We start from the raw sequence: 13,684 nt of genomic DNA on the forward strand, positions 1-13,684 counted from the left end.
GCATCGTTACCATTATTATATAAAATTTTCAGCCTATTTAATAGATGTAATATTCAGTTTTTAGTGAAAGAAATATATAAATTGTTTTTATTTCGTATATCGATTTGCATAACTAAACGCCGCATAAGCATCTGGCTTAATTTTTGCAGTTAATCCCATCGCTTGAATTTTCGCTGTCATATCTAGAATAAATTCTTTTGTTAAACCATCATTTCCGATATCTAAGTGAATCTCCATTATAAAACCAGCACCATCTTGAGCATATGGATGCAATAAATCCCATATTGTTTGTATATGATTTGGAGTAAATAGGCATGCAATTTCTTGACTAAACTGCGTCTCTAAATATATTTTCTCACGTAAAGTTGCTGGCTTATCTTTTACTGATTGATGGTGTAAACACCCCCAGGCTCCTTTTCCAACGCGATGAATATGAATTGCCGTAATAAACCTCGTATCCTTTTGATGTGCTTGTGAGTCTGTCCCAATGGATAAACGATATAAATTTCGCGGATCCTTTTCAATGAAATTACAAATACGGGTAAAGACCATATCAAAATTTAAATGTCTCTCTGAAACATTATAAAATTTATGTTCACCGGCCACATAGTCACGTCCTTTCAATTAGACAGACTTTTCGTATTCTCATTGTATGGGACAAAAACAAAAATTATAACTCCCTACCCTTTATTCGTTTCAATATTCCGAATTACATAATGGCAAACTTGGCACGTATAAATTACGTTTTGATTCGATTGAGCCGTTAGTACATGAATAATCTCAGCAGAATTGTGACAATTAGGACAAATCACAACTGGTAAACGTTCCATATAACACACCTCCTCACTATTTTCATCCCGCTATTTACTATCCGTCCTCAATTGGTGATGGATAATAAGCTGTATAGGACGAAGAAACCCTACTAATTACACTTTCACTTTATTACCATTGTAGGAAAAATGAAAAATCCTTATACATATATACTAAAAGTAATAGAACTAAAAAAGGTGTTGCCCTATGGCAACACCTTTTTATATGTATCAAGAAATGATATCGTAAATCTCAATTGCAACCATGTCGATATTATCGAATTGATACACTTGAGGTTTTTCACCTTGTTGATACACTTCTAACTCATACATTTCACTTTTATCGAAAAATTTCACGCTACATTTGCGCTCACCGTTCACTTCAAAATAGCGTTGTGCTACTTCACCGCTTTCAGCTTGTTCTTGTAGACTAACAAGTCGAGTTAAAATTCCTTGGAGTAGAGACATGAAATCTCTCCTTTCTCTGATCTTCCTACCAATAGGTTTTACAGCTATACTCATTCTATCCGTCATAACAGAAAAAATGTTCCACACTCTAGGATAAAGGTTATTGGCCAGAAACTCAACTAAAAATTTGTCGAAATACGAAGGAAAAAACAGAAAGAACATCTTTTCCCTTCTTTATTGCGATTTTTATACTGGAAGAATATAATAAAAAACAGTAAAAAGGAGGAATTGCAATGAAAAAAATTGAGGTTTACACACAACCTGATTGTCCGCCATGTGTTATTGTGAAAGAATTTTTAAAGCATAATAACGTTGTATACGAAGAATTTGACGTAAAAAAAGACGCCGCTGCTCGCAATCGTCTTTTATATGACTATGATTCTTATTCAACTCCGACGGTTGTAATTGATGGAGAAGTTGTTGCTGGTTTTCAAATTGAAAAATTACAACAACTTCTTAATATAGAATAGGAATAGGTAAAGACCTATTCCTATTTTTATCCCGCTATATTTTGGAAGTATGCATCTGATTGTGGCAAGTTCATATTAAACAGGATATGCCCTGATTAAAGTTTCACTTTATAATTGTTGTAACCTTTTTATTTCAGTTAAAAGTTCTTGGCTTTCATGATATCCGGCCAATTTCCATTTCCCTTGATCTCTTTGCAATGTTACAATTTGATATTGTCCACTTTTCGCCCGCTCATAAACATATAAAATTTTATGCTCTTCATCATATGACATTTTCGTTTCTGAATTAAAAGAAAATGGCGCTTCTTTTGCTGGAAGTAAATATTCACCACTTTGTTTATCACTTCTACTATTTTCATCTGTAAATACTTGAAGGAAATTCTCTGTAAAATATGGTGATAACGTTTCTATCATCTTATTCATCGGCAAACGCTTCCCACGAATTGAAAATTGGCTTTCATAGCCTTTTTGTATCGTTACAAACACTTCTTTCCGATCGACTTTTACTTCCTCTTTTCCTAAAACAGTTGTAACACTATAACCAACTAGAAAGGCAACACATACAAATAGAACTAACCATATTCCATATTTCCTCATTTTTTCACCTTCCTTTTTAGAAAACTTGTCTTTGTAGTATTCATTGTAACAATGATTATGCAAAGAAAGGGCTGGTTTCGTTCGTAAAATCTTTACAACGATAGACAGCATTTTCGGCACCATTTTCACTATTACCAATTTATGATAAAAACAAACAAAAAATGCACGAATCTCTTCGTGCATTAAAATAAAACATCTTCTTCATATAAATATTCATACGATAAATCTATAAATAAAAAGTTTTCATCATCAATCGGGAAAGAAAATGTTCGTACCATCTCACCGGTTTCAATATCAGCATATAAATCTGAAAGCCTTGCCTTATTCTCAAAACGCATTTTCATAATATTCTCTAGAAAATACGGGCGCCAACTCCAGTTCTTCATGTAATACTCAGGCATCACAATCCATTCCCCATCTTTTTTCATAACGTTTCCTGATTGTTGGAAACCATCTTCGTTACAAATAAATATACGAAAACTACATTGTGATACACTTTGGCTAAATTGTAATAACCAATCATTTATATCTTCATTCTTTTTCTGTTTCGCTAAAACATCGCCAATTCGATCACGTAACATTTCTGTTAAATTATAAATCTTTTGTAGTTTTTTCTTCTCATGTTGAATAAATTGATGACACTCATTACCAAGTCGTTCTTTCAAAACGTTCGTTTCAATAAAATCAGGTAAGCATTCTTTCAAATAATTCCCTTGATAGTACCTACCACCGTTTTTCCATGCATATTGTAATTGATAAAAAGCATCTATTTCTTCATATAACAATGTCGCACCAATTCTTCTAGCAAGTAATGATAAAGAATATAAAATATCTTGATAAGATTGTAAAAGTGCAGTTTGCCTTAAATTTGTTAAATCTACTTTTAAAATATCAGGTGCTAACACGCTAATACGTTCTAAATTACTTGTACCTGTTCCGACTTTATTAATCGAAATTTGAATACCATATGTACGATAATACATAAGCAAATGATTAAATTGCTCTATATCTTCTTTACATTCATGTTCTGTAATTTCTAAAACAATGTTTTTCAAATTTAAACCTTGTTTTTCATACATCAATAAAAGTTGAAGCAAACTTTCATCATCATCGTTCATCAATACGTTAGCATTCCGATGTATAAATAATAATAGTTTTTGATCACTTTCTAAATAACGATTTAAAGCTTTTTCTACTATAATGTTATCCGCTTCTAGTTGAAACTCACTTGGAATAGAGTCATCATGAAAGAAAGAAGCTAAACTTTGTATGCCCTCTTCTGTTTGAATACGCCCTACTACTTCATATCCAATTACAGTATGTTCATCAGCACTAAAAATTGCTTGATAATAAGGAAGGACTTTATCCAAGTTACTCATTACATCTAATGCATCTATCAACGTGCTTCCCTCCCTTTACTTTTCAAAAATTATAACATGATATTTACGGAAAAATAATAAAAAATCCCTTCAGTTTTCCTGAAGGGATTAGAGGGGTAAAATGCTAAGGGGAATTAGCAATTCTACTATGAAGAAAAAAGAGGTCTTAAATATAACGTATATATGACCTCTTGTAAACACTTTTCTTTCATATGTCACAATTCCGTCACATTTTCCTTATCCCTTTTAAAATGGATATTGATGTAAATGTTGTCCTCCATCCATTGTCATACAAGTTCCATTTATGTACGCAGCTTCATCTGAACATAAATAATAAGCTAGACCTGCAATTTCTTCTGGCGTACCCAGTCTTCCAAGCGGAACACTTTGTATCGTACGCTTAGCCATTTCTTCTGAAATCCATAATTTATCAGCACCGCCCGTACGTTCAATTGGTCCTGGCGCAATAGCGTTAACTCGGATTCCATATTTACGTCCCCACTCAACAGCGAGTGTCTTCGTCATTGCTAATACTCCAGCCTTCGCTGCAGCCGAATGAATAACTCCCGGACCTGCATCCCACGCATATGTTGCTACCATGTTAATGATATTTCCTTTTATACCTTTTTCAATCCAATATTTTCCGACAGCCTGGCTACAGTAAAATGTACCGTTTAACACAATATTAATAACCGAATTCCAGCCGTTCACAGATAAATCTTCTGCTGGACAAATAAAGTTTCCAGCTGCATTATTGATTAAAATATCAATTCGTCCAAACTTCTCATCAATCTGTTCAATCATTTTCTGAATATCATCCGTATTTCTTACATCCATTTGTACCGGTAATATTTGTCCTGGAAATTGTTCAATTTCCAATTTTGTTTCCTCTAGTTTTTCCTTTGTACGTCCTGTAATAACAACTCGTGCCCCTTCTTTTGCAAAGCGAGTCGCCATTCCTTTTCCCATTCCGCTCGATCCACCTGTTACAATAACTACTTTTTCTTTCATATATATCCCCCTCCAAAAAATGAATACACATTCATTTTATCATTTTATTTAATAGAAATCTTTATATTTTTAAACTTTTCTGATATTTTAACGTAAAGAGATTTCTTTTTATTCACTTTTTCGTTATCTATACTACTTTTACATGATTTAAAATATATTTAAAAAAACGAAAGGAGATTTGAGTAACCTGTAAATGTAACGAACACATGTAATATAAGACAAATAGGTATACTCATATTTTTATGAAGAAAATTACGAGAAGAGATTTTTTAAAAACTGGAATGCGTACTTGCCTATATTCATTTATAACGACTAGTATCGGATACTATTACGCTAAATATATTGAGCCTCATCTGCTCTCTTTTACAGAACATACATTGAAATCACAACTCATACCAAAAAGCTTTCACGGTATGAAGATTCTTCAATTTAGTGATTTACATCTCGGATACTATTTCTCTCTCCAACATTTATCTCAAATCGTTTCTAAAATTAATGCTGTAAAACCCGACATTGTTCTCTTTACTGGTGATCTCATTGATAATTATCAAACATATACTGACACTCCTTTCGTTGCATCTATTTTAAAAAATATACAAGCACCCTTCGGTAAATTTTCTATTTATGGTAACCATGATCACGGCGGATATGGAACGGAATACTACGAACACATCATGCGTGAATCTGGATTTGAACTGTTACTAAACAGTGAAAAGAGAATCCGTCTACTGGATAATAGTGAAATTTCAATTTTCGGTCTTGATGATATACTATTAGGCAAACCAAAAATAAAGGAGACGCTACAGCGCGCTCGGAAAAACATTTATAACATTGTTCTTGTTCACGAACCAGATATTGCACCGCAAATTGCTACATATCCGGTTAACTTACAACTTTCTGGTCATAGCCATGGCGGACAAGTACAAATCCCTTTTTTAGGCGCTATTATTACCCCAGCACTTGCTAAAAATTATGTAGAAGGTTTCTATACGATCCAAGATTTAGCTCTCTATGTCAATCGCGGCCTTGGCAGAACACGTGTCCCATTCCGATTTATGGCAAAACCTGAGATAACAATTTTTACACTCCAACATTCGTAATCATTCGCCTATTTTCTTACATATCCTTTCTTGTACGCGCTCATCCATGTTTCATTTACCATATGATAAAAGTGAGTCCAATAAAGGAGGTTTGTTCATGTATCCATATTATCAACCAATCCCAGTCCGTTCAGCACCTATTGGTCCAGTAGGCGACTCACGCTTCTTTCCGTTTTTTGGCGTCCCATTTCTAGCTGGTATTGCTGGTGGACTGCTTGGCGGAGCATTGGCTTTCGGTCCTAGACCGTATTACCCACCATATCCACCACCTTTCCCACCGCCGACACCTTATCCTTGTTATGGCGGACCTTGTCAACAACCATTCTATTATTAATGTACCGCAACAATTCTACTAATGTTATTTCCTTTCTTAACCGATTCATAATCCATTAACATGCTTATAATAAAAAGTATTCTCTCTACGCATCCTTTATAATAAGTAGAGAACAAAGTAAAAAACCTCTTAAAAAAGAGGTTTTTTACTTTGTTCTCATTATTCAGCATCTGTGTTTTGATACGCCATCTTAAATAACTTCACTTGGCTATCAATCTCTTCTGCCCCATTATTAATAACATAATAATATTCACCGTCTTTATTTTGTTCACGTGTTTTCACATTATCAGCTAAAGTAAGCTGTAAAATCGCCTTAATTCGTGCCTTCATTTCAATATCTAATATCGGGAAAGATATTTCTACACGTTTCTCCATATTTCTTGTCATCCAGTCAGCTGAAGATAAATATATTTTCTCTTCTCCATTATGATGGAAATAATAAATACGGCTATGTTCTAAATATCTCCCGACAACACTAACTACCCGAATATTTTCACTTACATTTGGAATACCAGGTCGTAGGCAGCATGTTCCTCGAACGATGAGCTCTACCTTTACTCCAGCTTGTGATGCTTCATACATTTTTTTAATAAGTGGTTTATCAGTTAATGAATTCATTTTAGCAATGATATATCCATTTCCATATTGCCTATGATAACGAATTTCTTCATCTATTAAATCGATAAATTGCTCTCTTATATCAAATGGTGCAACCGATAAATGATGAAAATGCGGCTTTGTTGTATAACCACTCAAATAATTAAAGAAATTTGTTGCATCGACCCCAAAGTCTTTTCGTGATGTAATATAGCCAAAATCAGTATATAGCTTTGCGGTTGCATCATTGTAATTTCCGGTTCCAAGATGTACGAACCTTTCAATTTTTCCGTTTTTTCTTCTTACAACTAGCGTAATTTTACTATGTGTTTTCAAATGACTTACACCGTAAATCACATGACAACCCGCCTGTTCTAATTCTTTAGCCCAATGCACATTATTTTCTTCATCAAACCTTGCCTTTAACTCAACTAATACCGTCACTTGTTTCCCTTTTTCAGCCGCTACCTTTAGCGCCTGAATAATTGGAGAATCACCACTTACTCGATATAATGTTTGTTTGATCGCAAGTACATTCGGGTCGTCTGCTGCATCACGAACAAAATCAACTACTGGCTGAAACGATTCAAACGGATGATGTAATAAAATATCATGCTCAATTGCTTTTTCGAATACATCTTCCGCATCCCCTAAATCTTGAGGTCGTTGCGGAATAAGAGCCGGATATACTAAATGTTCATATAAAGGCGCTAGTTTTTTATATAAAGAAAATAGACATGTTAAATCTAACGGTCCATCCATTATATACACATCTTCATCTTTTACTTCCAACACTTCATATAATAAAGCTAATACTCTTTCATCAATGTGTTCTTTGCCAACTTCTAAACGTACAGCAGCTCCCCACTTACGCTTTTTTAATTCCTTTTCAATTACTTTTAATAAATCTCTCGCACCTTCTTCATGAATCGTTAAATCCGCATTGCGTGTAATACGGAAACGAGTAACAGATGATACTTTATATCCAGTGAATAATTTATGAGTAAAACCACTAATTACATCTTCTAATAAAATAAATTTATGCTTTTGCCCTTCACTCGGTAAAAATATGAAACGTTCAAGTAATGAAGGAACTTGTACAATTCCTAACTTCGTGCGGTTTTCTTCCTCCACTTGTTTCTCATCATATAAAAGAGTAGCTAAATTCAAACTTTTATTTAATAACATAGGAAATGGACGATACGCATCGATAGCTACAGGTGTTAAGACTGGGAAAATTTGCTCATCAAAATACTCTTCTATAAATTCTCTTTGTTCTTTCGTCAAATCATGGAATGTTAAACGCTCAATCCCCTCTAACTCCAACGCTGGCAACACATAATTTTTAAACGTATCATATTGTACAGTCATTAATTCATGGGCCTTTATCGCAATTTTATTTAATTGCTTTTTTGGTGTTAAGCCAGCCTTATTTTCTGGTTGGTTAAACCCAGCGCTCACTTGATCCTTCAATCCTGCTACACGTACCATAAAGAATTCATCTAAATTGGAGCTAAAAATGCTAATAAACTTTAATCTTTCTAAAAGCGGATTCATCTCATCCTGTGCTTCTTGTAGTACACGTTCATTAAATGCTAACCAACTTAGTTCTCTATTGTTGTAATAAGCTGTATCATTTAAATTGACTATATTCCCCTTCAACATTTCCATCCTCTTCACACTTCCCTTGAAACTTTTTTACTATAATTTAGTTACTTTCATTTTAACAAATTACAATATTCCAAAGTGTTAATTTTTTGTAAAGACATCCGTACAACTTAGTGTTTTGATTCGAAGAATAAGTTAATATTCGTTTTCAATACTCTTTCCAGCTGCTTTTTTTGCTTTTCAGCTTGCACTTTTTCCGCTAATGCCGATTGCTCACATACAATTTTAAATGTTAATCCTTCTTTACTTTCTGTTATAGATATCGATTCAACAAGCGATCTTTGTCTTATATTTAGAGCTGCTGAAAATTGTAAAACAGCCCCTAATAGGCGGATTTTTTTTTGTTCGTTTTTATCAAACCATCCTTCAAACGGAGACAGATGTTGTTTGAATAACATTTTTGATTTATAAGACGCAATAAGCGCTAATCTAACTCGCTCTTTATGCATCATACCATCAATTGTTTTATTTGCTAATAAATAAAACGTATGTAAGCGGCTCGCTTCTTCGTCTATATATTTGCCTATATTAAATACTTTCGCTGCTTGATGGAACACTTCCCAGTCTTTTACTGACATAGAAATCAGCCCTGTTTCTTCAAGCTGTTGACAAATTAATCTTCCATGTTTAATAAGCTGCATTACAAATTCCATGTCCATTTCATATTCATGTGATAATAAATACAAACTTTCTTCGACCACGTTCGGATAATATGAAATCCCCAAATCTTTTGTCAACTCTTCATAGAAAACACCTTCTCTTAATCCTTTTCTACTTAATACAAATGCTGGTGCCTCTATAACATTAACAAGCGTATGAAATACTTCGACTGCGGGAACAATTGTATCCGCTCGATCTTTTGCCAATCCTTCCAATTTTTGAAGTTCTATGAACGACAAGCCTTCCAATTCTTCTTTCACATTTTTAATATCTTCTTCTTTCATCTTGTATAAATGTACTCCTGCTATAGGATAACAAATTAAATTTTGATGAATTTTCACTAAGTTCCTCGCACTACCACCAATTGCAATAAGGGGTAATTTCTTATCAATTAACCATGGTAATGTTCGAAATTGATATTCTAGGTACGTTTGAAGCTTGTCCAACTCTTCTTCAGTAGGTATATCCTCTTTAATAAATTGTTGCTTTAAAGAAAGTGCCCCAAAAGGAAAGCTATGATACTCTAAAATCTCTCTATTTCGAAAGTATGTAACTTCCGTACTTCCTCCACCAATATCTACTGTAATCCCTTCCGAGAACGAAGTTGAATTCATAACCGCTAAATAGCCGTAACGTGCTTCTTCATATTCTGATAATACTCTAAGAGTAAAGTCTGTTTGTCCTTCAACAAGTTTTTTAATTTCCTCTTGATTCTCAGCCTGCCTAATTGTTGCTGTTGCAACACAAAGTACATGGCGCAACTGATGGAATCGTGTACTTTCTTGAAATTGAAATAATGTTTGTAACAATACCTCTATTCCTTCTTCAATCAACACACCATCGACTAAGTAATTCCTTAACCTTGCAACCACTTTCGTATTTTCAATCTCTTTATAAAAACCTCCGTTTTGCTTTTCATAAATAACTAAACGCATTGTATTAGATCCAATATCTATAATGGCATATTGCTGTTTTAATATTTCTTTCAAACTTCTCACTCTTTCATTATCAAATTTCTAAAACACATTCTATTACTATTATACAAAATAGTTGTTTTTTGTAACAATATTGCTTTAATATTGAAAATATATACAATCACTTTTTGCATATAATAAAAATCACTTTTACTTATGGTATAATAATGAAAAATTGAAAGGAGATTTAATATGAAACCTTCACAACCACAATCTCAATTACAAAACCAACATTCTATTAATCGACTAGCTCAATCTATTTTCGTTGTGAATCGTCATGCTAAAGCTGCAACTAATCCGAAGTATTTATACTGGTTAAAAAAGACAGCTTTAGAACGCTTAATTACTGAAAAAAAAGCTATTAAAGAAGGATTACATTTCTCTAGAAATCCACGTTTTAGCCAACAACAATCTGATGTTCTTATACGTTTAGGTGATTACTTTTTCCATATTCCTCCTACAAAAGAAGATTTTCGAATCCTACCACATCTCGGTCATCTTGAATCCTCCTATCGAAATCCGAAAACAACCTTATCTTTAACAGTAGCAAAAAAAACACTTCAAGATTATATTGGTCCTGAAGCGCTAAAACAAGAAAAAAAATTAAGTGAACCTGTCCCATGGTATAGTCGTACCTATACAAAAAAATAAAACAGTTTGGCCAATTGTAGGCCAAACTGTTTTATTTTTTCTCTTCTTTAATTTTAATATTTGCTTGTTTATAAAAAGCTATTTTTTCTGTATTATAAGATTTCGTAAATTCATTAAACTTGTCTTTTTCTGATTCAATATCTTTGTAAGACTGATTTACTACTTTTACTTTTTCACTAATATCTTTTAATTTTGTACCTTTATCTTGTAGCATTGTATACAATTCTTTTTCTTGTTTTAACGATTTATTATAGCTATCATACATTTTGTTAAATGAATCATGTCGTTTCTCATATGTGCTTTTCACTTTATCCGCTTGATCTTTCAATTTCTTATCTTCAATTTTCTTCACATATTTATCTGCCGATTTCACTTCTTCTTGTGCCTTATTTAAAGATTCTTTTTCTTTTTTAAGCACTTTTTCTCGTTCATCTGTATTTTTCACTGCTTGGTTTAGTTTTTCCTTAACAGTTTGATTATTATCTTTTCCTTCTTGAACAATCTGGTTATATAATTCTTGTCCCTCTTTCTCTAAAGTTTCAAGTTTTTTTGCATCTTCAAACATTGTTTTTTCTTGCTTTGCAGCATTTTCAAATGCAACATATAATTCCTCTTCTGGTTTCGGCCCGAAACACCCCGCTAGTAAAGTCATTGATAATGCAGTTACAATTGCTAATTTACTATATTTCAACATCTTTTTCCTCCTACTTATATACGATCATCGTGTAAAAAGCTATGAAATTATATAACCTTCTATAAACTCCACACTCGCACCTTTTTCACGAAAATCATTCATATTGTTTATAATGCTTGTACAAATTGTATTACTTGAAATTACATTTTCCATTTTTGAACTAAATAGCAGTTCCATATCCATCTTTTACTTGGCACTTTTTAAAACCTATTGATATTATGTATTACACAAAAGTACAACGGAATTCATCACAACCATACTAATTTGAAGAACAACAGTAATCATTCACCTGATAAAAGATGTTCGTTGTTCTCTCACGTCTATCATTCCCTTTCCCGCTTTCTATCAAATAATCTCTTTGTTCATTTTACACAGTATAATTGCTATCTTGCAACTATTCCCTAAAAAGGAAAAGTGTAGAGTATGCTTTCCTCTACACTTTTAAAGTGAAACACATTGTGCAAAATGCATTGACACATCCATCATAATTATATGCCTATTTCATATATTTTTAAAGACTTTTATTACAAAAAAAGTTCTTTTTGTAATAAAAGTCAAAAAAATGTTACAATCAAAACTTCTTCATATCATATTTCTTTACATCAAAGTTTTACTTATTTTCTTACGAATTTCTATGCTGGTACAATTGATTTTGTGCCTTTCTTAACAATTCTTCAAACGTTTTTCCTTCTATTGGATAACTAGCAGCCCCAAATAATAGAGTCATACTTAACAAGCCATTTTCTATTTCACTTTCAATATTTTTCATTAATCGGTTTGTTATTGTCGATTTTTCATGTCCGTTATCGATCGCCACAATAACATACTTATTTTCATCCCACTTCGTAACGACATCGCCTTTACGAATTGTCTTTACAATCGTACTCTCCAACTTTTGTACTAACACCTCCAATTTTTTTTCTTGCACTGTTTCTTTTAGTCCTTTCCATTCTTTCACAGAAAGAATGTACACTGTAATATTATGAGAATCTCGTTCTGATAAAGCAGCTACTTTCTCAAAAAAATCAACTACAAAATCATTACTTGCCATTCCTCCTACTTCCGTATCCATACGCCCACTCGCTCTTTTATCATACCAATGTCCAAAATAATAGCTGAGTATCATTTGCAATATATAAATAATAAAGACGGTATAAAATGATCGCGAATCCAGTTTTGTAATTACATCCTGAAGCGCAATCCATTCTGTAACTGCCACTGTATTCCCAAGTAATAATCCACTAATTTTCCCTTTATGTTTCATACTTCGCCTCCCTTCTATACCAATATATGTTTCTATAACAATTATGTTTTTCTACAAAATAAAAAATGTACATATTGAGTGTACATTTCCGCTTAAGCTTGTCTACCATTTCTATTCTATTTCATATATACCATACATCATTTTAGAAATATGGTGACCTACATGCTACAAAAGAAAAATCTATCAGATATTATACGTTTACTATCGGGGTTTCTGTTGTCGCTAAAATTACTATTTAATTCTTTCGGAGTAAACTTCATTACATATAATCAAATTGACGCTATTGTAAATATGGATCGAACAAAAAAGGGACTAAAAAAGGAACCTTTCATACAGGTTCCTTTTTATCATTGCCGTACAACAACTTCATTTGTTTGCAGCGGACCATATGATACTCCGTTATATTGAAATGTATATGTAGCCTGAAATAGTGTGTTTTTGAGTTCTTTATCTTTATTTGCTTTTATTTTACAAATTAATTCTACCTTCTCATTTGGTAATAAATTATCGATTCTCCACCTTACAAGCTGGAACAGAAACTCGCTCATTCCCTTATCAGCCTTTAATGAATTTGGAATATATGCAAAATAATCTCGAATCATATGACTTACTACAACTCGTGAAATCATTTTCATTCCTTTATTTTCAACTTCAATTCGAATAATAAGTATGTCGTTTACATCACAGGTCAGTTCATATGAAAATTTTTCTTTATACATACTACGGATTTGTAATGTAACTGCTACGTTAGGACATTCGTTTTCCTTTTTTGAGCCATCAATCCATAATACCGGTTGTAGCGGTATTGAACGCCTTCCTTGATCCGGAATTCGTTTCCATATTTTCATAATAATATTCACCCCATTTCAGATGCATCATATCCATACGACCTTATTCTGCCTCTCTACACAATATTAATAAAGCTCGTTACAAACGATATATAGTTATTACTCTTCCTTTTATCCTATTCGACAAAGTAAAGAAAAAACCATTTTTCATCTGTTAACA

General features: G+C 32.9%; 16 protein-coding genes. 5 read left to right on the top strand and 11 right to left on the bottom strand.

Annotation, left to right across the window (positions count from 1 at the left end; translation table 11 throughout):
* Window positions 1-87: 87 nt before the first annotated feature.
* From MKY00_RS19830 to MKY00_RS19840, 3 genes are all read right to left on the bottom strand, one after another.
* Entirely contained in the window at window positions 88-606 is a 519-nt protein-coding gene (locus MKY00_RS19830) for a ribonuclease H-like YkuK family protein (protein ID WP_000896650.1), read from the bottom strand.
* A gap of 74 nt (window positions 607-680) precedes the next feature.
* A complete protein-coding gene (locus tag MKY00_RS19835) occupies window positions 681-830 on the bottom strand; it encodes a hypothetical protein (protein WP_000440537.1) in 150 nt (49 codons plus the stop codon).
* A gap of 210 nt (window positions 831-1,040) precedes the next feature.
* The gene (locus MKY00_RS19840) at window positions 1,041-1,277 is read right to left on the bottom strand and encodes a YkuJ family protein (RefSeq protein ID WP_000055151.1); all 237 of its coding nucleotides are present in this window, start codon (window positions 1,275-1,277) and stop codon (window positions 1,041-1,043) included.
* 233 nt (window positions 1,278-1,510) lie between these two features.
* On the opposite strand from MKY00_RS19840, the gene MKY00_RS19845 reads away from it, so the two are divergent.
* Window positions 1,511-1,747 (top strand): glutaredoxin family protein, encoded by a 237-nt coding sequence (locus MKY00_RS19845; protein ID WP_000717880.1) that lies wholly within the window; start codon window positions 1,511-1,513, stop codon window positions 1,745-1,747.
* Between the two features lie 108 nt (window positions 1,748-1,855).
* Here the strand turns inward: MKY00_RS19845 and MKY00_RS19850 are convergent, their stop codons facing one another.
* The 3 genes from MKY00_RS19850 to fadH form a co-directional block, all read right to left on the bottom strand.
* Complete coding sequence (locus MKY00_RS19850) at window positions 1,856-2,344, bottom strand: DUF3993 domain-containing protein (RefSeq protein ID WP_001233820.1); 489 nt, start codon at window positions 2,342-2,344, stop codon at window positions 1,856-1,858.
* Between the two features lie 182 nt (window positions 2,345-2,526).
* Complete coding sequence (locus MKY00_RS19855; protein ID WP_000564304.1) at window positions 2,527-3,744, bottom strand: EAL domain-containing protein; 1,218 nt, start codon at window positions 3,742-3,744, stop codon at window positions 2,527-2,529.
* Window positions 3,745-3,969: 225 nt separating this feature from the next.
* On the bottom strand, window positions 3,970-4,734 hold the full coding sequence (gene fadH / locus MKY00_RS19860; protein ID WP_000660918.1) for a 2,4-dienoyl-CoA reductase: 765 nt from the start codon (window positions 4,732-4,734) through the stop codon (window positions 3,970-3,972).
* A gap of 242 nt (window positions 4,735-4,976) precedes the next feature.
* Here fadH and MKY00_RS19865 point away from each other — a divergent pair, with 242 nt between their 5' ends.
* Together MKY00_RS19865 and MKY00_RS19870 are read left to right on the top strand one after the other, a co-directional pair.
* Window positions 4,977-5,834, top strand: a complete 858-nt coding sequence (locus MKY00_RS19865; protein WP_000724516.1) for a metallophosphoesterase — start codon at window positions 4,977-4,979, stop codon at window positions 5,832-5,834.
* A 97-nt stretch (window positions 5,835-5,931) separates the two neighbouring features.
* Complete coding sequence (locus MKY00_RS19870) at window positions 5,932-6,168, top strand: hypothetical protein (protein WP_000283744.1); 237 nt, start codon at window positions 5,932-5,934, stop codon at window positions 6,166-6,168.
* Between the two features lie 159 nt (window positions 6,169-6,327).
* Here MKY00_RS19870 and MKY00_RS19875 read toward each other — a convergent pair whose 3' ends face one another.
* Window positions 6,328-8,436, bottom strand: coding sequence for a polyphosphate kinase (locus tag MKY00_RS19875; RefSeq protein ID WP_014893533.1), 2,109 nt, complete (start codon window positions 8,434-8,436; stop codon window positions 6,328-6,330).
* A 107-nt stretch (window positions 8,437-8,543) separates the two neighbouring features.
* Window positions 8,544-10,082, bottom strand: coding sequence for an exopolyphosphatase (gene ppx, locus MKY00_RS19880; protein ID WP_000658869.1), 1,539 nt, complete (start codon window positions 10,080-10,082; stop codon window positions 8,544-8,546).
* A gap of 177 nt (window positions 10,083-10,259) precedes the next feature.
* Between ppx and MKY00_RS19885 the strand changes: the two genes are divergently transcribed.
* Entirely contained in the window at window positions 10,260-10,718 is a 459-nt protein-coding gene (locus tag MKY00_RS19885; RefSeq protein ID WP_000804868.1) for a YkyB family protein, read from the top strand.
* Window positions 10,719-10,749: 31 nt separating this feature from the next.
* Here MKY00_RS19885 and MKY00_RS19890 read toward each other — a convergent pair whose 3' ends face one another.
* Together MKY00_RS19890 and MKY00_RS19895 are read right to left on the bottom strand one after the other, a co-directional pair.
* Window positions 10,750-11,412, bottom strand: a complete 663-nt coding sequence (locus MKY00_RS19890) for a YkyA family protein (RefSeq protein ID WP_000922491.1) — start codon at window positions 11,410-11,412, stop codon at window positions 10,750-10,752.
* Between the two features lie 622 nt (window positions 11,413-12,034).
* Window positions 12,035-12,676, bottom strand: coding sequence for a diguanylate cyclase domain-containing protein (locus MKY00_RS19895; RefSeq protein WP_000680842.1), 642 nt, complete (start codon window positions 12,674-12,676; stop codon window positions 12,035-12,037).
* A gap of 162 nt (window positions 12,677-12,838) precedes the next feature.
* On the opposite strand from MKY00_RS19895, the gene MKY00_RS30230 reads away from it, so the two are divergent.
* A complete protein-coding gene (locus MKY00_RS30230) occupies window positions 12,839-13,084 on the top strand; it encodes a hypothetical protein (RefSeq protein ID WP_016718395.1) in 246 nt (81 codons plus the stop codon).
* On the opposite strand, the gene MKY00_RS19900 is transcribed toward MKY00_RS30230, so the two are convergent.
* Complete coding sequence (locus MKY00_RS19900; protein ID WP_000708167.1) at window positions 13,024-13,524, bottom strand: hypothetical protein; 501 nt, start codon at window positions 13,522-13,524, stop codon at window positions 13,024-13,026. The genes MKY00_RS30230 and MKY00_RS19900 overlap by 61 nt on opposite strands.
* Window positions 13,525-13,684: the final 160 nt, after the last annotated feature.

It is taken from the genome of Bacillus sp. FSL R9-9834 (genome assembly GCF_038006905.1).
Classification (GTDB): Bacteria; Bacillota; Bacilli; order Bacillales; family Bacillaceae_G; genus Bacillus_A; species Bacillus_A pacificus.